We start from the raw sequence: 20370 nt of genomic DNA on the forward strand, positions 1-20370 counted from the left end.
AACATGGCTTTACAACGGTCGTCGGTGTGGAACCGGTGGTATGCACGACGGTGACGACAGCGTGAACGTGTCTCGCCGGAGACTCTTGCGGGCCTCGGCGGGCACGGTCGCTGTTTCGGCGGTGGGTACTGGAACGGCAACTGCGAGCGGACGCGACGGCGGCGGAACGGCGCCGTGGTTCGACGACTGTCCCGACGCGAGCCTCGAGCCGACGAAGGGTCACTGCGTCGAGGACGGGATGGAGGGGTGCGCGGACGATCATCCGGCGACGGTCGAGCTTCGATCGGCGGTCCAGACCGCCCTCGAGGAGCGGTATCCGGACGCGGGCGCGCTGATCGACGCCGGATACAAGCCGTACTTCGACTCCCTCGACCGGGAGGACGACAGCTACTCCCACTGGCTCAATCCGGAGTACATCGGTGACGACGCCCTGCTGGATCCCGAGCGACCGGAGTCGGTCCTCGTCGACGACGAGACGTGGCGCTCGATCGGCGTGATGTTCGTCGCGACGCGCAACGGGGACGCGGTCGATCCGCCGGCGGTCTACGGCGGCAGCGACGGCGACGCGACGACGGACGACCGTCCCATAGACGGCACCGCGGACCCGGCCGCCCCCTGCTCCCCGTGGCACTCCCACGAGGGCCTCCCCGGGCGGTTCGCGTGGTGGTACTACCAGCAGGCCTACGAGCGGGAGTTCGCCGACGGCGGGATCGGCATCCCCTGTCGGACGCCCTGCATGCTCCACGTCTGGGCGGTCGACCACCCCGAGAGCGTCTACGCCCACCACGCGCCGCCGCCGGAGTACCGCGACCGAGACCCCGCGGCCGAGGTCGGGTTCGAGACCGACGCCGAACCGGGCAGCGACGAACTCGGCTGGGACGTCCTCCCCGACGAACTCGTCCCCGAGCGGCGACCGGACGAATTCGCGGCGCTGGTGCCGGGGCTGTAGCGCCCGCTACCGATTTCGTATAGCGTATATCGATTCACCGGCGTGTCGTCCCCGACTCGAGGTGTGTAGCAACCGGCTCGAGTCCGATCGTCGCGCGCTCGGCGATGCCGCTCACGTCGTCGAGTCTGGGACCGCGTTCCACGCCTCGAGCGCCCCCAGCACTCGATCGACGGCCGCCTCGAGGCTCGCCTCCTCGGTGTCGATCACGAGCGCGTCCTCGGGCGCGTCGAACTCCCGGTAGATCACGTGGACGCCCTGCTCCTCGATCGGATCCGCACGCGCTCGATTCCGCTCGAGGCAGGTCTCGAGGCTCGCGGTCGCGTGGACGAACCGGATGTCCTCGCCGAGGGTCCGAAACTGCGTCTGCCACTCGCGCTGATAGAACGTGCCGTCGACGACCGTGATCGCCTCGTTCGGGTCGTCGCGGGCCCGCTCGTACAGTCGCTCGTGGGTGCGACTCGAGCGGTCGTCGGAGTGGTGGACGCGGACGGGGACGCCGCGGGCCTCGAGGCGGTCCCGAACCCGGGTCGCGATGGTGGTCTTGCCGGCGCCCGGTGGGCCGCAGTCGGCGAGGATCACGGCCGCCGTAGGGGCTGGGCGCCTAACGGTCGTCGGATTCCTGCTCGCAGTATTCTGCAAACGGGCCGACTAGTCGCACACGGACTCGAACCCGTGTCCAGTGCACAACGGCGCTTGTGACAGAGGTTGGTGATAGCCTCAAGAACGTTGTGGGAGGTGGTTTGGAGTCGATGTGTGGCTCCACTTGAGACCGAGTAACCCCGGGAGTTGAGAGTCTGATGTGGGGGTCTGTGCATATGTAAGCGGCGGGGTTCGCGAGATGCGCCGTCAGGACTCGCGCCACTTGTGGCCGCACTCGACGCAGGTGAACAGCCGAACCTCGTAGGAGCCGCCCGGCTTCGGCATCATCTCGGAGTAGGCCCGGTCGCTGTCGCAGTCGTCCGCCGGACAGGGCTCCTGCATCGTCTCGGTGGAGCCCTGGGTCGCGTCGGCCACGGCGGGTGCCCCGTCGTCCCGCTGTCCATCCTGGGTCGCCATCGCCGCTTCTGCTTGCGAGTCCCGCGACTCCTCGTTCTCACAGGAGCGACACACCCACGTGTCGCCCTCCGTGTGCATCATCGAACCACACTCGTCACAGAATTGCATATAACGGAGGAATACACGGTTGCGGATATATGTGTTAACTTTCGATCCGTCGTGGATTTCAGGCGACTGCTCATGCTGACTGTACTGAGTTATCGAAGCGGCAACAGGCAACGGTTGATCTTGCCTGACAGCTATCAACTGGCCACGGGGTGCAGTAGATATGGCTCAGAATCTCGGGGCGAACGTGGACGCCGGTGTCGGAGTCATCGGAATTATAGCGGGAATACTCGTCATCATACAATTACCAGCCGCTCATCAGTATCACGAAACGACACTCTCAGACGTTGTCATCGGAATTTTACTGGCGCTATTCGGAATAAAACCACTAGCGGAGTTACAGCGGTAGAGCGGTAGTGTACTTCGTGTTTACTCTCCACTGACCGCTTTTCACTGGCGCAAATCAAGCCGAATCTCGTGCAACATTCGCGCCCTCTATTCAGCACGACTTGCTCACCACTATCGATATTTGAGACCAACCGTCGCGTTCCATTCGTAAGGCAACTGTTCGGCTTCCGCTTCCCCCATGGCTTTACCGCTCACCATCGAACGAGCGCGCATGGGCTACGACACCGCCAGCAAGACCGATCCGGAATCAGTCATCGACGAGGAGTGGGGCGGCATGTGGTTCCTCAAGGAGGAACTCGACAGCGACCACGTCGGGATCTCCGTCCTCGAGCTCGAGCCCGACGGGAAGGGGATGGAACACGACGAAGCCGATCGCGGTCAGGAGGAGATCTACTACGTCGTCAGCGGCACCGCGGAGGTCGAACTGGCCGATCGGGACGAGACGGTCTCCCTCGAGGAAGACGACCTGATCCGACTCGATCCCGAGGAGACCCGTCAGATCTTCAACCGGGGCGACGAGCGTTCGAAGCTGGTTCTCGTGGGCGCGCCGCTGTAGGTTCGCGACGACGGAATCGGGCCGCCGTCCCGTCTCACTCCCACTCGATTTCTTCGCCGCGACTCGAGTCCCGCAGGATGAACGGACCGATCGCCAGCGTCCGCTTCGCCATCGTCGCGATCCGCAGGATGAACGCGATCAACAGCAGGAACGGGGTGACGGTGACGGTCGCGGCCGCCGCGACGGCCCAGACGACGGCGTCGATACCGAAGGCGGCTCCCCTCACAGCGCTCGGATCGAAAAAGAGGATCATCGCAATCGTGACGATCAGCGCGGGGACGGCGACGTACATCATCGCCCGCGAGAGGTTGATCAGCTCCCACTGGAAGTACAGCGTCTTGAAGTGCTCCCGGGCGAGGCCGAACAGCTTCAGCGACTCGAGCAAGTCGTCGTAGGCGTCGTGGGCCTCGTCGGTAAACGAGTCCGCGTGGGTGTTTCGGATCCGGCGGAGTCGGAAGATCTTCCAGGAGTAGTTGTAGTCCAACGCGGCCTTGACCACGTCGTACGTCCCGAAGTCCGCGTCCTCGAGGTCGTCGCGGATCGAATCGGCGTGGGTCGTGACGTTGTCGACGAAGTCGTCGACGCGCTCCCTGAGTTCCTCGTCCTGGCTCTCCGAGACGGCCTCGCGGAAGTCGGTCGCCCGGTCCTCGGAGGCCGCGATGATCGCCTGAAAGAACGACGACGGTTCCGGCGGGCTGATCGGCGCGTCGATCGACGACTCGACGTCTTCCCTGAAATCCATCGCACCGGAGAACCGCTCGCGCTGATCCTCGACGGCGCCGAGCTCCTGTGAGAGCACCAGCGAGTTGATGGTGACGACGAGCGCGACGACGGTGATCAGTGCTGTCGTCAGCGCCTGAAAGAGCGTATCGACCGGGTCGGCGGTCCCCATGATCGCGCGCAGCGAGACGGGGCTGAGCCGGGCGGCGACGAGCAGGCCGACGAAGATGAACAGCATGAGTCCCGCGGTGATCAGCCACCGATTCGCGTTCAACAGGAGGGTGTGTTTCAGCGTCGGAGACTCGCTGCGCTCGGCCATCGTGTCGCTGGGCTGGGAGCCGTCGCCACTCATCGCTCGAGTCGGCCGATACCAGCCCCGCCGGGAAATAGCTACGGCAGGCGCCGGGGAATCGAACGCGGCGCGTCGACCGAGTTACCCCAGATCCTCGTCGCGCTCGGACTCCCGCAGGATGAACGGCCCCATCGCGAGGGTTCGCTTCGCGACGGTGGCGATTCGCAGGATGTAGACGATGAAGACGATGAACGGGGAGATACCGACGACGAACCCCGCGCTGGTCAGCCAGACGAGGTTGTCGATCCCCAGGAACGTGCCCGGGAGCGCAGAGCCGTCGATGTACATCATCAGCAGTCCCATCACCGCGAGCGCGGGAACCGAGACGTACAGCAGCGCCCGCGAGAGGTTGATCAGTTCCCACTGGAAGTACAGCGTCTTGAAGTGCTCGCGGGCGGGTCCGAAGAACTTCAGAATTTGGATCATCTCGTCGAGTTCGTTGTCGGCCTCGTCCGACAGGTCCTCGCTGTGATCCGCGCGGATCTTTCGCGCGTCGTAGATCTTCCGCGAGTAGTTGAAGTTCAGCGCGTTCCAGATCACGTCGAACGTGCCGAACTGGGCGTCCTCGAGGTCGTCCTTGACGACCTCGGCGTTTTCGACCGCGTCGTCGACGTAGCCGGAGACCTTCTCCTGAATTTCGTCGCCGTGGTGGTCCGCCACCGTCTCCTCGAGTTGTTGCGCTTCCTCCTCGACGCCGTCGACGAGTTCGTAGAGGAACGCCGCGGGTTCGGGCGGCGTCACGTCCTCGTACTCGAGCGTCTCCTCGATGTCTTTACGAAAATCCATCGCGTTCTGCATCCGCTCGCGTTGATCGCCGACCGCGCCGAGTTCCTGGGAGAGCACGAGCTGATTGATCGTGACGACGATCGACGTCCCCGTGATGATCGCCCCGATGAACCCCGAGAAGATCCAGAAGGTCGCGTTGTGTCGTTCGACGAGTACCCGGTGGGGTGCGAGATCGAACAGACTGGTGCCGACCAGCACGATGAACACGATCACCAGCACGGCCGCCGTGAAGAGCCAGCGGTTCAGCCGGAGCAACACCCACAGCCGCGGGCCGCCGACGCCGGCCCGCTGACTCAACACGCCGCTCGAGTCCGAGTCGCTCATTGCCTGTTCGAAGGGACCACGGCGGCGGGTAAAAGAGTCATCCGGGCGAAAGCAACCCCGACGTCGACCACCGCATCCCCGTTCTCCCGGAAGAGACTACCGTTGACGGCCAAAGGCTTGTAGGCAGGGCCATGGTACGATCGCTCGCATGAGCGAGCCCGGCGAGAGTGCCAGCGAGGAGACGTCGAATACGATGGTCGACCGCGTTCGCGGCGGCCGACCGATGTTGTGGTTTCTGGTCGAGGGGAATCGCGTTCTCGTCGCCAGCGTGATGCTCACCGTTTCCTACGCCCTCCTCGTCGTTCTCGGTACGTTCGGCCCCGGTTCCATCTCGAAGCTGTTCGACCCCGCGCCGATCGCCTCGACGTTCACCCCGACCATCATCGGGATCATCATGGGCGTCACGCTCGTGTTGACGTTCAACCAGTTCGTCCTCGCCGAGGAACTCGGCCCCGTCGGCGATCAGCGCCAGCGCATGGCGGAAGCGATGGAGTTCCGGCGGGATACCGAAGACGCCGTCGGCCGGACTACCAGTCCCCCCGAGCCCTCCGCGTTCCTCCGCGGGCTCGTCGAAGCGACCGGGGACCGGGCCGACGAACTCATCGACGCGCTCGAGTCCGACCCGGACCTCGACGAGGCGGTCCGTCAGGACGTCCGCGAGTACGCCGAGGGGATCGCCGCCGACGCCGAACGGGTCGCCGACAAACTCGAGGGTAAACAGTTCGGTCGGTTCGAGGTCGTCAAGGCCGCACTGGAGTACAACTACTCCTGGAAGATTTACACCGGCAATCGGGTCCGAAACCGCCACGAGGAGACGCTTCCCGACGACATCGACGACCAACTCGACGAACTGCTCGAGGTTCTCGGGTTCTTCGGGCCCGCCCGCGAGCACTTCAAGACGCTGTACTTCCGGTGGGAGATCATCACCCTCTCGCGGTCGCTGGCGTACCTCGCCCTGCCGGCGCTGGCGGTTTCGGCGTACATGATCCTCGTCTTCGAGGTGGGCGACGTGGCCGGAGTGGTGGCGGGACTCGATCAGGGACTGTTGTTCGTCGGCCTCGCCTTCGCCGTCGGCGTGACGCCCTTCGCGATCTTTCTGTCGTACATCCTCCGGGTCGTTACGGTCGCGAAGTGGACGCTCGCGATCGGCCCGTTCATCCTCCGAGAGACCGACCGGGGGGAGGACGTCGGCTGGGAATAGTCACCGGTCCTCGCCGTAGGACACGTCGAACGGCCCCTCGTCGGGATCCTTCTGGGGGATCATCGGCCCGATAGACGCGGTTCGGCGCGTGACGGTCGCGGTCCGGAGGATGAAGGAGACGAGGAGGAACAGCGGCGTCAGCCCCACGAGGATCAGGGTGATCGTCGCGTAGGGAAGCGCGGCGATGTTGACGGTCGGCCCGGCGAAGTCGGCGTACAGGAGCCCGATGGTGATCGCCGATAGGATCGACGGCACGCCGCAGTAGATCGTCAGCTGCGAGAACCGGGTGAGCTCCCGCTGCAGGTAGGTCGTTTTGAACTGCTCGCGTGCCACGTTGAACAGCTTCAGCGTCCCGACCAGTTCGTCGAGTCGCTCGGTCGCCTCCGGCGATAGCGAGTCGGCGTACTCGCCACGCAGGTGTGAGGCGACGTACAGCTGCCAGGCCTCGTCGTAGTTGATCGTCGCCGAGACGGCCGCGAACGTGCCGACACTCGTCTCCTCGAGCGTCTCGTCGACCCGGTCGGCCCGCTCCTCGATGCTGTTCGTGTACCGGATGACGACGTCGCGAACCTCGTCGTCGTGATCCGCGACGGCGTCGGCGAGTTCGACGGCGTCGTGTCGGATCGCCTCGATCAACAGCTCGAGCATTCTCGTGGGCGCGGCCGGACTCGCGGGGATGCCCGCCTCGTCGGCGACGTCCTCCCGGAACTCTATCACGCCGTCGAGCCGGTCGCGGGCCTTCGAGGCGGTGGTGAACTCTTGGGAGAGGATGAGCTGATTGACCGAGACGACCAGCGTCACCAGCGAGAACGTGCCGGCGATCATCCCGCTGGCCACGCGCGTCACGGAGTTCGGATTGGTGAACGCGACGACGTCGAGCTCGTACGCCGCGACGAGCGCGGCGAGGACGGCGAGTGCGAGGACCGCAGCGACGGCGAGACGGCTCCCTTGGATCAGGAACCACTCCTGAAACCGCGTCGCCGTCTCGCCCCCTTTCCCGACGTCGGCTCCGAATGACTCGAGCGTCTCGTCGCTCTCGGAGGGACTCATGGCGCCACGTTCCACCCACCCGACAATAAGGACCTGCGTTGCACACTGCCGGCACCGCGACCGGACCGTAACGGGCACCGCGTGAGCGCAAGCGCCATCACCGGATCGTCTTCGCTGCCGACACGTCGTCCGAGCGCGGGAACCCGGACTCGGGGAACCCGGACTCGAGAACTGTCGCTTCAGGGCCTACACTGAAATGCGTTCGCGGTGTCGCTTCGATATATGCTCGGTGACGAACCTGACTCGAGGACGGGGGATCGACGACGATGACCCGACCGGAGTCGACCAGCCGACGTCGACTCCTCGCGTCGCTCGGCGCGGGGCTCGGGGTCGCGGCCGCCGGCTGTACCGGTAGCGGCGGGAGTCTCAGCGGCGAAGCCACCTACGAGGACGGTAACGGCGTCGAGGTAAACGCCAGTAACGTCTCCAGTCGGAACACCTCGGAGATGTCGACGGCGGCGTCGCTCGCCAATCAACAGCCGTCTCAATCCGTGACTCCCCTCGACCCGATCTCGTTGACCGACCACCAGTTCGTCGTCGAAGGAGGGTATCTCGGCTCGACGATTCAGGGGACCGTCGAGAACACGGGCACCGATCGGATCCAGATCGTCGAAGTGCGAACGCGCGTCTACGACGACGCCGGCAACGTGCTCGGCCGCTACCTCGCCACCACCGGCGACCTCGACGGCGGCGACACCTGGGAGTTTCAGGTGATCGTCCTCGAGGCGCCGTCCGCCGTCGCCGACTACGACATCGCGGTGCTGGGAACGCCCTCGTGACGGTCGTCGGCCGTCTCGCGCCGATCGCCGCGATTCGTCGGTCCGTCCTCAGCCGTCGCCCTTAAGGAGTTCGTCGTCGACGCCCGCGTAGAGCGCTTCGACATCGATGGCGAGCGTGTACGCCGGTCGCCCCTTTCCGGTCGGCGAGGTCCCCTCGAGGTCCCGTTCCTCGACGAACCCCTCGTCCTCCAGTCGGTACAGCGACCGCATCACGTCCGCCTCGGTGATCGTTCCGACGACGGTCGTCTCGACCCCCTCGAGTTGCGTCTTGCAGACCCGGCGCAGGTCGTGGGTCTGAACCGGCGTCTCGCCGCGCTGTTGTAACTCGGCGACGCCGAGCAGAACGACCTGATTGGTCAGCGAAATTTCCTCGAACGAGGGCTCCGTATCGATGGCCATACCGATACTTTGCCCTCGACCGTGGTAGTCGTTACTCCGACACCCAACGAGCGAAAACGGCGACTCGCGTCGCGGAGTGCAGTGGCGACTCGTCGCGGTGAGTACGGCCTGACGACGTGGAAAATAGCTCGCCGCCGGTGAGTACGCCCGGGTAGCCCGATCAGGCGTTTTCCTCGTCCTGTAGCTCCGCGAGTTCGGCCTCGACCTCGCTGTCGTCGACCTCGGCTTCCATGTCCTCGACCGCCGACTCCGCCTCCTCGAGTTCCTCCTCGTCGATGTCGCCCTCCACGTCCGTCGCCGGTTCGGACTCGGTCTCGCCCTGGCCCATCTCGGATTTGAGCGTCTCGAGTTCGGCCTCGACGCCGCTGTCGGTCTCCATCTGCTCGAGTTCGCGGTCGATGTCGTCCTTGTCCGAGAGGACGTCGTCGAACGCGCCGGACTCCTGGAGTTCGTCCATCGCGGCGGCCCGTGCCTCCATGTCCTCGGTCTTCTCCTCGGCGCGCTCGATGGCGCGGCCGACGTCCTCGAACTCCTCGCCGGTGGCCGTCATCGCCTCCGAGACGGTCGAACTGGCCTTCGCGGCCTCGTGGCGGGCCTTCATCGTCTCCTTCTTGGTGCGGAACTCCTCGATGCGGCTCTGCAGCGTGTTCTTCTGCTCGACCAGCTTGTCCTGCTGGTTCTGCAAGTCCGAGATCTGACGCTCCAGATCCTCGATCTGGTTCATCTTCGTCTTCTTCTTCTCGAGGGCGCGTCGCGCCAGATCCTCCCGTCCCTGCTGGACGGCGGTGCGGGCCTGGTCGTTGTGCTTGTCGACGTTCTCCTCGAGGCGCCGTTTCTGCATCTCGAGGCGCTTCTTCTGGGTCGTGAGGTCGGCGATACCCCGTTTGACCTGCTGGAGCTGATCGCGCATCTGCTCGTAGGAGTAATCCAACGTCTCCGTCGGATCCTCGGCGCGGTTGAGCACCGAGTTGATCTTCGACCGGATGATGTAGGAGGTCCGAGAGAGGATGCCCATACTCGTACGTATCGCTCGTTGCCCTTAAAAACATCACTTCGTCAACAGACTGTGACGAACGCGACCGGTCGCGGACGGGGGTGACCGGGCGGAGGTGGCCGGACGGGGACGGTCGAACGCGACACGCGGACTAACGGTCGACGCTAATCGAGCAGACGTCGAACGCCTCGTCACCGTCCCGTCGTCGCCCACGACCTCGTGACGGTGTCCACGGCGGCGACGCTCCAGTGACGAGCCTTGATTACCGTTCGGGCGAAACGACCGCCCATGAGCGACGTCCTGCTCCCCGGCGGACGCGACGTTCGCGGGACGCTCGAGGAACCGACCGACGACCCCGACGCGATCGTCGTCGCCGCGCCGCCCCATCCCCAGCACGGCGGGTCGCGCAGCGACGGCCGTCTCGTCGCGGTGGCGGAAGCGCTCGTCGAGTCCGGCATCGCCTGCCTGCGATTCGATTACGGCGCGTGGGACGAGAGCGAGGCGCAACGCGCCTCGGAAGACGCGAGCGGCGATGAGCCGCGAGCGGGCTACGGCGAGCGCAAAGACGTGCGCAACGCCGTCCGCTGGGCGCGCGAGGAGTACGGCGACGCCGACGGAGCGAGCGTCGCGACCGATCTGCCCGTCGGCGTCTTCGGCTACAGTTTCGGCGCGTCGCTGGCGCTGCTCGCGGCGGCGGACGTCGACCCCGACGCCGTCGCCGTCCTCGCCCCCGCGGCGGATCTCGGCGAAGACCTCGACGCGCACGCGGCGCTCGAGGACATCGAATCTCCCGTTCACGTACTCTACGGCGAACGCGACGCGACCGTCGACTGGGAGCCGGTGATCGAGCGGGCGCGAGAGCGCGGCGACGCCGTCACCGCCCTGTCGGGCGATCACTTCTTCCTCGGCGAGCGCGACGCTATCGCGGACGAGGTGGCGACGTTTTTCGAGGGGGCGCTGCTCGAGTCGACGTAACGACGCTCCGGTCCGGCCTCTCGGAGCAGCGGACGTGACTCGAGTAGTACTACAACTTGATGGGCTGAGGCGAGAACTTCCGTCCGTCAGTCTCGGCCGTGCCGGGTCAGACACTTCGAGAGGCCGATCAACTCGACGGGTTCGGAGTTGTCCGGCGAGTAGACGACCATCTGCCCCTTCTCCATGTAGGGTACTTTGGACTCGAGGTTGCTCGGGATGTTGACGCTCTTGATGGCGTCCTCGTCGCCGAGGTTGAGGACGACGGTGGTGTTGATCTGCTTGAAAACGGCGTCGTGAATGTCCTGCGGGTCCTGCGTGATGAGGAAGAGACCGAGTCGCTCCTTGCGGCCCTGTTTGGCGGCCTCGGTGAACTTTGCGATCACTTTCCCGGCCTGCACGCTGTCGGCGTCGGTCAGGAAGTTGTGGGCCTCGTCCATCCCGAGCACGACCGGCGTTTCCTTGATCCGGTCGTAGTTGGGGTCGTTCGAGAGCTTCTGGTCGATGAGCAGCGAGGAGACCGCGAGCACGATGGCCTCGGTCGCCCGGCTATCGTTGATGTGGTAGGTCGGCACGACGGTCAGCCCGCCCGGGCGGACGAACTCGTGGACGAGGTCGGTGATCGGCCGCGCGTCCTGATCGAAGACGTGGCCGAAGCCGAGTACGCGCCGGCGGACGGCGTCGAAGGTCGCCTCGTGGACCCGGCCGGACTCGTCGAGTTCCTCGCGCAGCGCGGGGTCGTCGAGGAACGTCGTGAACTCCTCGTAGGTGCCGTCGTCGCCGTACTGCTTCCTGAATCTGGGCAGAAGGACGCTGACGAGCGCGCCGTACTGGTTGTCGTTCAGCCCGCTGCCCGCGACCAGCCACGGGTTCTCGTAGACCATCGAGAACGGAATCGTGAACTCGACTTGCTCCGCGCGGTGGTGGCCCGCCGCGTACGACGCCGACCCCACCTTCGGGACGAAGGCGATCGTGTCGTCGTGGCCGCCGTAGGCGACGCCCTCGCGCTTGAGCCGGCGCGCGAACTCGTCGTCGAGGTCGGGGTTGTCGTCGTGCATCTGGGCGTACTCGTCCTGCGGATCGAACTGGACGACCGCCGGCCGGACCTCGCGGCCGTCGTCCATCGGGTAGGCGCGGTCCTCGGCGAGGTACTGGCGCAGGATGTTCTTCGCGCCGTGGGTCTTCCCCGACCCCGTCCCGCCGGCGATCAGGGTGTGCCGGAAGACGAGCGGGTCGCCCGCGTCGTAGTCGTCCTTCAGTCGGTAATCGATCGTGGGCGGCGACGCCGCCGTCCGCACCTTTTCGCCGCCGACCGAGAGGTGGCCCATGAAGACGCCGTCGTCGGGCATCTTCAGCCCGGTCTTGATCTCCTCGGTGTCGTCGGCCTGTCGGATGACCGTCTGGGGTTTGGGCACGCGGTCGGTCATCCGCCGTTTGAGTTCGCCGTCGTCGCCGGACTGCGTCCGGCTGCCAGATGAGCTTTGCTCATCGCCGTCGTCGTACAGGACCGCGACGGGCTCGAGTTCGGCGACGAACTTGTAGTCGGCCTCGTCGACCCCGTCCGTTCGCATCGCGCGCCGCGCGTGGATTTCGGTGGCGTCGTCGGCGTGGTACTGCTGGGCGTACTCGAGGCCGGTGATCCGGCAGAACAGCGTTTCTCCATCGGGATAGGGTGCGAGGAGATAACTCCCGATACGGATCGACGAGCGATTCCCCTGCGTGATATACGCGCGCAGCGTCGTCTCGTCGCCGTCCTCGGCGACCCGCAGTCCCTGGGAGACGCAGATGGCGCCGATACCGACGTCCTCGCCCCGCGGTTCGACGGGGGTCGGCTCGAACGCGTCCGTCGTTCCGCCGTCCGTACCTGTCGGCTCGTCGTTAGTCGACGGTGACGGCGTCACCCCGTCGGAATCCGACGTTTCGCCGCCCGTAGCGGCGGAATCGGTGTCGGATTCCGCGTTAAAATCGCCGAAGTCACCCAGATCGGTCATATCAGGTCCATCAGGCTGGGCCCACAACTACTTTTCGTGCCCGGTCTGGGACTCGAGGGACGCCTCGAGACGCGCCGAGGCGGCTACTGAGTGTGGATCCGACGGATAGAATGGAGGATCGATCGGTCGACGGGCGGGCGGCGAGCCGCTCGGAAGAACTGCGTGGCGGTGTGAGTGGCTCGGTTACTGAAGGGTCTGGGGCACCCGCTGTCGCGGCGCGACCAGCCCGGCCTCGTGGTCGAACTCGAGGATGCCCGCGTCGGCGAGCGTGGGCAGGTGCGCGTGGTGAAGCGAGAGCTTCACTCGGTCGGCGTCGGACGGGACGCCGTCGCGACCGGCGAGTTCCGACGCGAGGCGGTCGATCGACACCGTGCGGTCGCGCTCCGAGAGGACCGAGACGACGCGCATGCGGACGGGGTGGACGAGCGCCTCGAGCAGCCGGTCGTCGTTCTCGCCGTCACACAGGTCGAGCAGCGCCGAGAGGTCGGCGGGGTGGACCGGCGGTTCGCCGACGAGTTCGACGCCGGTGTCGACGTCCCACTCGACGAGGTCGTACTCCGCCAGCCGGGGGAGGTGGTTGTGGACGAGACTGATGCGGACGTCGTGGCGGGCCTGACCGGTCGAGACGTCGCGGTCTTCGCCCTCGACGATCTCCGTCGTGAGATCCATCAGCGAAAGCCGCGTCCGCTGGGTGCCGAGCGCCGCGAGAACGCGAAGCCGGCGCGGATGCCGAAGAACGTCGTAGCACTCTGTCGGGATGTTTTCGAGGGGGTCCTGCTCGCTGTCACCGCCGAGGTACGCTTCCGAACTCATTACTCACTCCAACTGGTGCAGGGGGGATAAGCCCATTTCCAAAACGATTTGGACCGGGAACGGCTGATTACTCGTGTAATGTCGCCATAACTCTCTGAACGGGCTGAGGCGACCGTATAGCGGGATTTTATGGTTGAATTGACGGTCCGATAACGGGAATCATCACGATCGGTAACTGGTCTGATCAGTGATCGGTCGGGTCGGCGCTCCACTCCGAGCAGTTGCGAGAGTGTCTCGGATCACCCTGCTCGGGTACGTCGCTGGCTCGAGGCGGCGAACGCCACTGTCTTTTTGCAGTCACGCCCCCTACGTGCCGGTATGATTCTGGTTCGCGGTCGTGCCGGTGGCACCGAACTCACCGGTACCCTGTACGAACGCGGAGATCGAGCCCCCTCGTTTCGCGGCGCACCCGACGAAGATGCCGCCTACGTCTGGGTCTGTGACGAGTTCTACGAAGTCGACAGCGGGGGTTCGACCCAGCTGGTCGACGGGCGAGAGGTGAATCTGGCGTTCGAATCGCCGATGCCCCGCGGCTTCGACACCCGGGACCAGGCCCTCGACGGCGCCAGGGAACACGTCAGAACGCAGTTCGCCCGCATCGGCGTCGACGGCGACGAGGTCGAGATCGAGATCGATGCCGAGGCCGACGAGTCGGCGCTCGAGGAGTAGCACCGGCGGTAATACCTCGTTAGCGGTCTGTTTCGCCGCCGTAACCCGTCGCTGTGATCGCGAACGGGTCGACGAGCACCGCCGAGATGGTACCGAAAATCCGGGAATCGCGTCGTCACCGTCGAGGTAACCGGGGACGGCGGCGCGTCAGCCCGCCGTCTCGGTCGGTCACCGTTCCGCGACGCTAATCGGGTAACGGACGGACCGGTCAGTACTCCTCGTCCCACCGGTGGTCGTCGTAGGTTCGATCCTGTGCGGTGTCGAACTGCGTCTCGAGGGTCTCGCGGAGCGACGCCTTCTCCGAGCGACTGATCCGGGCGAGTTCGTCGGCCTTCGCGACGATCGTCGGCGGGCCGTGGGCGACCGCGACGTCCTGGAGCAGTTGCAGCGCCAGTCGCTCGCGGGTCTCGGGGTCGCGGGTGAACGCGTAGGGGGCCTCGATCCGGTAGACGAGGTCCTCGCGCGGGTCGTAGACGACGAAGAAGGTGACCTCGTACACCTCGTGGTCGAGTTCGCGGTCGACGCCGAGCGCGTCTCCCTCGACCGAGAGCGGCCGGTCGACGCCGCCCCGGGAGCGAAACCAGTTGGTGTAGGTCAGCGTCGACGTGTCTCGCTCCCAGCGCTGGCCCTCGACGTCGTCGACGTACTCGCCGCGCTCGAGCAGGCGGGTGAACAGGGCCGCGTCGTCGTTCCACGGGGTGGCGAGGTCGACGCCGGGTTTCTTCTTCAGGGTCCGCGTGACGACCCGGGTCGCCGGATTCTTGACGAAGCCGACGAGGGGGACGTCCCGCTCGACGAAGCGCTCGACCAGTCGCACGTAGTTCTCGAGCACCGTCGTCGGCCGGGGATCCTCGAGCAGGAAGTCCGCGAGGTCGGGGTGCTGGTCGGCCCAGCGCAGTAGGCCGCGGGGGTAGATCGGCCCGTCGAGGACGAGCAGGTCGTCGACGCCGTCGGCGTGGTCGCGGGCGTGGTTGCTCTCGGCGAGGTAGAGCGCGAGCGCGTGGACGACGCCCTCCGCGAACCGCGGGAGCGGCGGGATCTTCACGGCGCGGCTCCGGCTGTAGCCCTCGTCGAACTTTCCCCAGGACTCGTCGACGGTCATCGTCTCGTCGTTCGAGTGGACCGTCATCACCGTCGTCCGGGAACGGTGAAGGTCGAGGTCGCTCGGCGTCGCGGCCATCGCGGCCTGCGCGATGTCGATGACCAGTCCGTTCTTGAACGTCGTCGGGTTGATCGTCCCCGCGTCGAGGCCGTGTTCGGTCTCGAACGGGCGGTCGTGGAGGGCGACGTCCTCGCAGTCGACGAGCCGTCGCCGTTGGTCGCCGACGGGCTCGAGGATCGTCCGGCCGTCGTCGACGAGCGGGTCGAGGAACTCCGCCCAGACCGTCTCGGCGAAGGCGCGGCGGTCGCGCTCGTCGGCCCCGTGGTCGATCCGCTTCGCGAGTTGCGCGATGCCGTCGAAGTGGACCGGATCGAGAGTCATACCCGGTGGCAGCCACCGCACCCGCAAAAAGTCAGCGGTGGACCGGTTCCGGGGCGCCGGCGGACTGATTCGGGGGAGACGGCGGACTGACTTGAGGGAGGCGGTGGACTGACATGGGGGCGGCGCTTGTCGGACCCGTCCGTAGTCCCGCATTAACTCGAGGCCGTGTAAATTATTATCATAAAAATTATATGTGGTGGCGGGTCCTTTGCTCACGTCCCGATGTCCAGGCGAGCTACGGAGGCGGTCGAAACCGACGCCGAACCGATCAACTGGCGCCAGCGCGGCAGCGACGTCACGCTCTACGACGAGACGAATCCCGACGCCTGGGTCCGCATGACCTTCGAGGCCGGCGTCCCGCCGGAACACCGACTCTACATGATCTGCGACGACTGCGGTGCCGTCTTCGCCCAGCGGACGACGCCCGGCGCGAGCACCGTCTGTGGCGACTGCGGCGCGACCTTCGAGCACCGGCACGACTGACTCGAGATCGTCATTTGCGGTTTTGTGCTGTTTGCGGTTTTGAAGGGCGGCTTTCCGTCGACGGAGAGGTCTTTCTCTTCGCTCTGTACAGTGAGGAACGGCGCTTCGCTCGGGTCGAAGGGTAAGAGACGTATCCTGCTATCGTGGCAACAGGGAATCGCCACGCCCTCCCCAACCGATTCACTCACTCGCTACCCTCGTTCGCTCATCCCTCGCGCAATATCGTCGCCCGACTTCGCTTTCGCTCAGTCGCCCGACAGCGCGCGCCACCGCACGCCGGTTTCGAGGTCGGGAACGATGCCCTCAGTCCGTACAAACTGGACCCCGATTCGTCCGAAGCGATCCGACAACGATAGCTAGTTACGAGCGGCTGCAGACCCGTCGCACATGGACGCTGCGCTGATAATCCTCGACGGGTGGGGACTCGGCGACGGAACGAGCAGGGACGCCGTCGAGGCGGCCGACACGCCGAATTTCGATCGGCTCGCCGACGCGGGCGCGTACGGTACGCTCGAGGTCGCGGGCCGGCGCGTGGGCCTCCCCGACGGCCAGATGGGCAACAGCGAGGTGGGCCACCTCAACATCGGTGCCGGACGCGTGGTCTACCAGGAGTACACGCGGATCTCCGACTCGGTCGCGGACGGCTCCTTCCGGGAGAACGACGCGATCAACACCGCGTTCGACAACGCCCGCGAAAATGGGGGACAGGTCCACTTCGTCGGCCTCGTCAGCGACGGCGGGGTCCACTCGGACCAGGAGCACCTCCACGCGCTGATCGAACTCGCGGGCGACCGCGACGTCGAGGCCGTCACCCACGCGATCACGGACGGTCGCGACACCTCTCCCACCGGCGGGCGCGAGTACCTCTCGACGCTCGAGGACGTGATCGCCGACCACGGGACGGGCCACGTCGCGACGGTCACGGGCCGCTACTACGCGATGGACCGCGACCAGAACTGGGAACGGACGAAGCGCGCCTACGACGCGATGGTCCACCGCGAGGCCGAGTGGACCGCCGACTCCGCAGTCGAGGCGGTCGAACAGTCCTACGACCGCGACGTCACCGACGAGTTCGTCGAACCGACCGTGGTCGAGGGGGCACCCGCGCTCGAGGACGGTGATTCGGTCGTCTGGTTCAACTTCCGCTCGGACCGCGCCCGGCAGCTCACCCGAATGCTGGCGGACATCCGAAGCGAGGACTGGGCCGATCAGGTTGCGACCAGCCCGCCCGAGACGGAGGTGGTGATGATGACCCAGTACGACAGGACGTTCGACCTGCCCGTGGCCTACCCGCCGAACCAGCCCGAGCAGGTGCTCGGCGAGGTGCTGGCCGACGCCGGCCGGACGCAGCTGCGGATCGCCGAATCCGAGAAGTACGCCCACGTCACCTACTTCCTCAACGGCGGCCGCGAGGTCGAGTTCGACGGCGAAATTCGGGAGATCGTCGAAAGTCCCGACGTGCCGACCTACGACCTGCAGCCGGAGATGAGCGCGCCCGAGGTGACCGACACCGCCGTCGATATCATCGAGGGCAAGGCGCGAGTGGAGGGAGCGCCTCGAGAAAGCGAGCGGGGAGGAACGACCCGCGAGCAAAGCGACGATCCGGACGTGCTCGTGCTCAACTACGCCAATCCGGACATGGTCGGCCACACCGGCGACTACGAGGCCGCCATCGAGGCCGTCGAAGCCGTCGACGCGCAACTCGGACGGCTCGCGGAGACGCTCGAGGCCGCGGGTTCCCACGTCCTCGTCACCGCCGACCACGGCAACGCCGACGACATGGGGACCGAGGCGGACCCCCACACCGCGCACACCTACAACCTCGTGCCGCTGATCTACGTCGCCGCCGACGGCACGGACGGGGGCCGAACGGTCCGCCAAGGCGGTACCCTCGCCGACATCGCGCCGACGATGCTCGAGTTGATCGACCTCGACCAGCCGCCGGAGATGACCGGCGAGTCGCTGCTCGAGTAGTCCCGGACCGCGGTTCGATCTCACGCGAGATTGAGCAGCGGCACGACGCCGAACCAGACCAGAAAGGAAAGCGACGCGGCCATTAGCCCGTCGATGCGGGCCGGTTCCGTCCGGTCCCACAGCCGATTCTTGAGGAGCCAGCCCAGTCCGAGCGCGTGCGGGACGCTGAGGGCGACGAGCGAGCCGTAGGCTCCGCCGGCGACGTCGAACGCCACCCAGACGAGCGCCGTCGCGCAGGCCAGCACCGCGGTCGCCGTCGCCACCGTCGCGGCGCCGTCGATGCCGAAGCGGACGGCGATCGTCTCCTTGCCGGCGGCTCGGTCGGCGGCGCGATCCGGGACGCCCGCCAGCGTGATCGACGGCAGCACCGACAGCAGGAACGGCACCGAGAGCAGCCACGGGAGCGGATCCGTCGGTGCGCCGCCGAGGAGAACGTAGCCGACCAGCAACACCCCCGTGCTGTGGGTGACGGCCACGTCGAGTTCGCCGAGCGTTCGGTACGAGAGCTCGAGCGGCGGGATCGTGTACCCCAGCGCCAGCAGCCCCAGCACGGCCATGACGGCCGCCGCGGCGACCGCGGGGCCGGGAGCGACCGCGAGGGCTCCCGCGGCCGACGCGACGGCCAGCGCGAGCGCGACGCCGAACCCTCGTCTGAGATCGTCGAACTCGAGGTCGCCGTCGACGAGTACCTGCGAACCCCCCGTAAAGGGACCGGCGAACCCGTTCTCGCGGTCGGTGGGATAGTCGACGTACTCGTTGGAGAGCACCGTCGCCGCCTCGAGGAAGAAGAGGAAGGCGAAGCCCAGCCAGTAGGCGGGCGACGAGAGCACGCCGCTCGAGCCGGTCGCCGCCAGCGCGCCGATGGTGTAGGCCACCCACGCCATCGGGTAGAACTGCAGTCGCAGCGCCTTCAGCCACGCCGTCGCCCGGCGGCGAACGCGAGTCGACGGCGCGTCGGGCCCGTCGGCGAGGCGTCTGCCCAGCCCTGCGGCCTGCTCGAGCCACTGCTCGCGCTTCTCGGGCGTCGACGACTCGACGGGACCGAGGTTCGTGATCCGCGTGGTTCGGATCCCCGCGTAGCCCAGCGTCGCGCGCTTGACGGCGTTGTTCCCCGGCTGGCGGTAGATCCAGCGGTAGACCCACGGCGGCATGTCCATCGTGACGATCAGTTCGGCGGTTTTGTCGTCCAACAACCCCTCGTGACCCGCTCCCTCGCCGTCCTCGTACTCGAAGAACGCGAAGCCGGGGGTGAAGACCCGGTCGAAGAAGCCCTTGAGTCGCGCCGGCATCGTCCCCCACCAGTTCGGGTAGACGAAGACGAGGTGGTCGGCCCACTCGATCGAGTCCTGCGCCGCCTGCAGGTCGGGTTCCAGTCGCTGTTCGGTCGGCGAGACCTCGCGGACGTCCGGATCGAACTCGCAGTCGGCGACGGCGAGTTCCCGGACCTCGCAGCCGGCCTCGCGGGCTCCCTCGCCGTAGGCGTCGGCCAGCGCGCCGCAGAGGCTGTCGGTCCGGGGATGTCCGAGGAGGATCAGGACGTTCATGGGACGTCGTACCCGCCCGTAACGACGACGGTGGCCTAAAAGACGGGGCTTGACGACCCGGAGATGAACAGAACGTTCGGTTCCAACCGGCGAGTGACCGTCGATTTGATCGGCGTCCGTTCGCCGATCTCGAGACCGACGGGACCGGTGGCGCAACGATAGACCGGGTACCGGTACGAACCGCTCACGAGCCCACAGTAGCCATCATATCAACGTTCAATATCGTACCGGGGCCGGATAGGTGCAGGGAGACCGTTCATGTCCACGTCAGATCCCGCCCCCGAAACCGCCGACCGAGTCGTCGAGGACTACGTCTTCGGCGTTCGCATCGTCGACGACGAAACCGACGGGTACCGGTTCGAGGCCCCCGAACACACCGATATCGCGTTCGAGAGCCTCGAGGACGCCCGCCTGTACGCCGACGTCTACTTCGACGTCAACGGCTTCGTCGAGGAGGGGACCGGCGAGCGCGGCGTGCCGCCGGAAGTCGTTCAGGCCGGCAAAGACACCCTCGCCGCCTACCTCGTGACGATGCCGTGGGCCGACGTCAACTGGGTCGCCTCGTTCTACGGAATGACGACCCAGGAGGTCGATCGCTACTGCTCGTGGGTCCGCGACCGCGCGGCGGAAATCCGTACCGAGGCGGCAACAATCGACCTCGAGTAGTCCCCGCGCCGGCATCGCCTCGGTCCGACCGTTCGGTTACGCGTTTTCGGAACCAGTCACCGTCGCCTCGAGTACCGCCGGTATCGCTCGATACGACGTCCCACGGAGCCGCTGCCGTCCACCGCGTCGGGTACCGTTGGCTCGCGTTTCTGTCCC

Annotated in this window: 21 protein-coding genes; 10 read left to right on the plus strand and 11 right to left on the minus strand. The window is 66.3% G+C overall.

The features are described from left to right. Positions 1-40: 40 nt before the first annotated feature. Complete coding sequence (locus J0X25_RS29210) at positions 41-949, plus strand: hypothetical protein (protein ID WP_207287437.1); 909 nt, start codon at positions 41-43, stop codon at positions 947-949. Between the two features lie 111 nt (positions 950-1060). Here the strand turns inward: J0X25_RS29210 and J0X25_RS29215 are convergent, their stop codons facing one another. Together J0X25_RS29215 and J0X25_RS29220 are read right to left on the minus strand one after the other, a co-directional pair. Further along, a complete protein-coding gene (locus J0X25_RS29215) occupies positions 1061-1528 on the minus strand; it encodes an ATP-binding protein (RefSeq protein WP_225896644.1) in 468 nt (155 codons plus the stop codon). A gap of 267 nt (positions 1529-1795) precedes the next feature. After that, complete coding sequence (locus J0X25_RS29220; protein ID WP_207287439.1) at positions 1796-2113, minus strand: RPA12/RPB9/RPC11 RNA polymerase family protein; 318 nt, start codon at positions 2111-2113, stop codon at positions 1796-1798. A gap of 160 nt (positions 2114-2273) precedes the next feature. Between J0X25_RS29220 and J0X25_RS29225 the strand changes: the two genes are divergently transcribed. Together J0X25_RS29225 and J0X25_RS29230 are read left to right on the plus strand one after the other, a co-directional pair. Continuing rightward, positions 2274-2459, plus strand: coding sequence for a hypothetical protein (locus J0X25_RS29225; protein WP_207287440.1), 186 nt, complete (start codon positions 2274-2276; stop codon positions 2457-2459). A 210-nt stretch (positions 2460-2669) separates the two neighbouring features. Then, positions 2670-3014: a cupin domain-containing protein gene (locus J0X25_RS29230; protein ID WP_207290887.1), complete on the plus strand. Its 345-nt coding sequence runs from the start codon at positions 2670-2672 to the stop codon at positions 3012-3014. 34 nt (positions 3015-3048) lie between these two features. On the opposite strand, the gene J0X25_RS29235 is transcribed toward J0X25_RS29230, so the two are convergent. Both J0X25_RS29235 and J0X25_RS29240 read right to left on the minus strand, forming a co-directional pair. Then, positions 3049-4086 carry a DUF7972 family membrane protein gene (locus tag J0X25_RS29235; RefSeq protein WP_207287441.1) on the minus strand — a complete coding sequence of 346 codons (1038 nt, stop codon included), beginning with the start codon at positions 4084-4086 and terminating at the stop codon, positions 3049-3051. 81 nt (positions 4087-4167) lie between these two features. Continuing rightward, the gene (locus J0X25_RS29240; protein WP_207287442.1) at positions 4168-5196 is read right to left on the minus strand and encodes a DUF7972 family membrane protein; all 1029 of its coding nucleotides are present in this window, start codon (positions 5194-5196) and stop codon (positions 4168-4170) included. Positions 5197-5344: 148 nt separating this feature from the next. Between J0X25_RS29240 and J0X25_RS29245 the strand changes: the two genes are divergently transcribed. Further along, entirely contained in the window at positions 5345-6397 is a 1053-nt protein-coding gene (locus J0X25_RS29245; RefSeq protein ID WP_207287443.1) for a DUF7972 family membrane protein, read from the plus strand. On the opposite strand, the gene J0X25_RS29250 is transcribed toward J0X25_RS29245, so the two are convergent. Beyond that, positions 6398-7447 (minus strand): DUF7972 family membrane protein, encoded by a 1050-nt coding sequence (locus J0X25_RS29250; RefSeq protein ID WP_207287444.1) that lies wholly within the window; start codon positions 7445-7447, stop codon positions 6398-6400. It abuts the gene before it with no gap. A gap of 266 nt (positions 7448-7713) precedes the next feature. Here J0X25_RS29250 and J0X25_RS29255 point away from each other — a divergent pair, with 266 nt between their 5' ends. After that, entirely contained in the window at positions 7714-8226 is a 513-nt protein-coding gene (locus J0X25_RS29255) for an FxLYD domain-containing protein (protein ID WP_207287445.1), read from the plus strand. A 48-nt stretch (positions 8227-8274) separates the two neighbouring features. Here the strand turns inward: J0X25_RS29255 and J0X25_RS29260 are convergent, their stop codons facing one another. Both J0X25_RS29260 and J0X25_RS29265 read right to left on the minus strand, forming a co-directional pair. Then, positions 8275-8625, minus strand: coding sequence for a hypothetical protein (locus J0X25_RS29260; protein ID WP_207287446.1), 351 nt, complete (start codon positions 8623-8625; stop codon positions 8275-8277). A 160-nt stretch (positions 8626-8785) separates the two neighbouring features. After that, positions 8786-9640, minus strand: a complete 855-nt coding sequence (locus J0X25_RS29265; RefSeq protein WP_207287447.1) for a PspA/IM30 family protein — start codon at positions 9638-9640, stop codon at positions 8786-8788. A 267-nt stretch (positions 9641-9907) separates the two neighbouring features. On the opposite strand from J0X25_RS29265, the gene J0X25_RS29270 reads away from it, so the two are divergent. Further along, entirely contained in the window at positions 9908-10594 is a 687-nt protein-coding gene (locus J0X25_RS29270) for a dienelactone hydrolase family protein (protein WP_207287448.1), read from the plus strand. 86 nt (positions 10595-10680) lie between these two features. Here J0X25_RS29270 and J0X25_RS29275 read toward each other — a convergent pair whose 3' ends face one another. Both J0X25_RS29275 and J0X25_RS29280 read right to left on the minus strand, forming a co-directional pair. Then, positions 10681-12582 carry an ATP-binding protein gene (locus J0X25_RS29275; protein ID WP_207287449.1) on the minus strand — a complete coding sequence of 634 codons (1902 nt, stop codon included), beginning with the start codon at positions 12580-12582 and terminating at the stop codon, positions 10681-10683. Between the two features lie 183 nt (positions 12583-12765). After that, a complete protein-coding gene (locus tag J0X25_RS29280; RefSeq protein ID WP_207287450.1) occupies positions 12766-13395 on the minus strand; it encodes a helix-turn-helix transcriptional regulator in 630 nt (209 codons plus the stop codon). 318 nt (positions 13396-13713) lie between these two features. On the opposite strand from J0X25_RS29280, the gene J0X25_RS29285 reads away from it, so the two are divergent. Beyond that, positions 13714-14064, plus strand: a complete 351-nt coding sequence (locus tag J0X25_RS29285) for a DUF7113 family protein (protein WP_207287451.1) — start codon at positions 13714-13716, stop codon at positions 14062-14064. 208 nt (positions 14065-14272) lie between these two features. On the opposite strand, the gene J0X25_RS29290 is transcribed toward J0X25_RS29285, so the two are convergent. Beyond that, complete coding sequence (locus J0X25_RS29290) at positions 14273-15547, minus strand: DNA double-strand break repair nuclease NurA (protein ID WP_207287452.1); 1275 nt, start codon at positions 15545-15547, stop codon at positions 14273-14275. Positions 15548-15769: 222 nt separating this feature from the next. Here J0X25_RS29290 and J0X25_RS29295 point away from each other — a divergent pair, with 222 nt between their 5' ends. Continuing rightward, the gene (locus tag J0X25_RS29295; RefSeq protein ID WP_207287453.1) at positions 15770-16030 is read left to right on the plus strand and encodes a hypothetical protein; all 261 of its coding nucleotides are present in this window, start codon (positions 15770-15772) and stop codon (positions 16028-16030) included. A gap of 387 nt (positions 16031-16417) precedes the next feature. Then, positions 16418-18004: a 2,3-bisphosphoglycerate-independent phosphoglycerate mutase gene (gpmI, locus tag J0X25_RS29300; protein ID WP_207287454.1), complete on the plus strand. Its 1587-nt coding sequence runs from the start codon at positions 16418-16420 to the stop codon at positions 18002-18004. A gap of 20 nt (positions 18005-18024) precedes the next feature. Here gpmI and J0X25_RS29305 read toward each other — a convergent pair whose 3' ends face one another. After that, the gene (locus J0X25_RS29305) at positions 18025-19548 is read right to left on the minus strand and encodes an NAD(P)H-dependent oxidoreductase (RefSeq protein ID WP_207287455.1); all 1524 of its coding nucleotides are present in this window, start codon (positions 19546-19548) and stop codon (positions 18025-18027) included. Between the two features lie 258 nt (positions 19549-19806). On the opposite strand from J0X25_RS29305, the gene J0X25_RS29310 reads away from it, so the two are divergent. Further along, complete coding sequence (locus J0X25_RS29310; RefSeq protein ID WP_207287456.1) at positions 19807-20214, plus strand: hypothetical protein; 408 nt, start codon at positions 19807-19809, stop codon at positions 20212-20214. Positions 20215-20370: the final 156 nt, after the last annotated feature.

The sequence above is a fragment of the Haloterrigena alkaliphila genome (assembly GCF_017352155.2).
In the GTDB taxonomy this organism is placed as follows: Archaea; Halobacteriota; Halobacteria; order Halobacteriales; family Natrialbaceae; genus Haloterrigena; species Haloterrigena alkaliphila.

Bases quoted from the DNA above. Each gene is read 5' to 3' on its own strand.
- J0X25_RS29270 (WP_207287448.1), top strand. From the start codon at position 9,908: ATGAGCGACGTCCTGCTCCCCGGCGGACGCGACGTTCGCGGGACGCTC.
- J0X25_RS29310 (WP_207287456.1), top strand. From the start codon at position 19,807: ATGTCCACGTCAGATCCCGCCCCCGAAACCGCCGACCGAGTCGTCGAG.
- J0X25_RS29235 (WP_207287441.1), bottom strand. From the start codon at position 4,086: ATGAGTGGCGACGGCTCCCAGCCCAGCGACACGATGGCCGAGCGCAGC.
- J0X25_RS29230 (WP_207290887.1), top strand. From the start codon at position 2,670: ATGGGCTACGACACCGCCAGCAAGACCGATCCGGAATCAGTCATCGAC.
- J0X25_RS29305 (WP_207287455.1), bottom strand. From the start codon at position 19,548: ATGAACGTCCTGATCCTCCTCGGACATCCCCGGACCGACAGCCTCTGC.
- gpmI (WP_207287454.1), top strand. From the start codon at position 16,418: ATGGACGCTGCGCTGATAATCCTCGACGGGTGGGGACTCGGCGACGGA.
- J0X25_RS29255 (WP_207287445.1), top strand. From the start codon at position 7,714: ATGACCCGACCGGAGTCGACCAGCCGACGTCGACTCCTCGCGTCGCTC.
- J0X25_RS29265 (WP_207287447.1), bottom strand. From the start codon at position 9,640: ATGGGCATCCTCTCTCGGACCTCCTACATCATCCGGTCGAAGATCAAC.
- J0X25_RS29220 (WP_207287439.1), bottom strand. From the start codon at position 2,113: ATGCAATTCTGTGACGAGTGTGGTTCGATGATGCACACGGAGGGCGAC.
- J0X25_RS29275 (WP_207287449.1), bottom strand. From the start codon at position 12,582: ATGACCGATCTGGGTGACTTCGGCGATTTTAACGCGGAATCCGACACC.
- J0X25_RS29240 (WP_207287442.1), bottom strand. From the start codon at position 5,196: ATGAGCGACTCGGACTCGAGCGGCGTGTTGAGTCAGCGGGCCGGCGTC.
- J0X25_RS29250 (WP_207287444.1), bottom strand. From the start codon at position 7,447: ATGAGTCCCTCCGAGAGCGACGAGACGCTCGAGTCATTCGGAGCCGAC.
- J0X25_RS29225 (WP_207287440.1), top strand. From the start codon at position 2,274: ATGGCTCAGAATCTCGGGGCGAACGTGGACGCCGGTGTCGGAGTCATC.
- J0X25_RS29295 (WP_207287453.1), top strand. From the start codon at position 15,770: ATGTCCAGGCGAGCTACGGAGGCGGTCGAAACCGACGCCGAACCGATC.
- J0X25_RS29260 (WP_207287446.1), bottom strand. From the start codon at position 8,625: ATGGCCATCGATACGGAGCCCTCGTTCGAGGAAATTTCGCTGACCAAT.
- J0X25_RS29285 (WP_207287451.1), top strand. From the start codon at position 13,714: ATGATTCTGGTTCGCGGTCGTGCCGGTGGCACCGAACTCACCGGTACC.
- J0X25_RS29290 (WP_207287452.1), bottom strand. From the start codon at position 15,547: ATGACTCTCGATCCGGTCCACTTCGACGGCATCGCGCAACTCGCGAAG.
- J0X25_RS29245 (WP_207287443.1), top strand. From the start codon at position 5,345: ATGAGCGAGCCCGGCGAGAGTGCCAGCGAGGAGACGTCGAATACGATG.
- J0X25_RS29210 (WP_207287437.1), top strand. From the start codon at position 41: ATGCACGACGGTGACGACAGCGTGAACGTGTCTCGCCGGAGACTCTTG.
- J0X25_RS29280 (WP_207287450.1), bottom strand. From the start codon at position 13,395: ATGAGTTCGGAAGCGTACCTCGGCGGTGACAGCGAGCAGGACCCCCTC.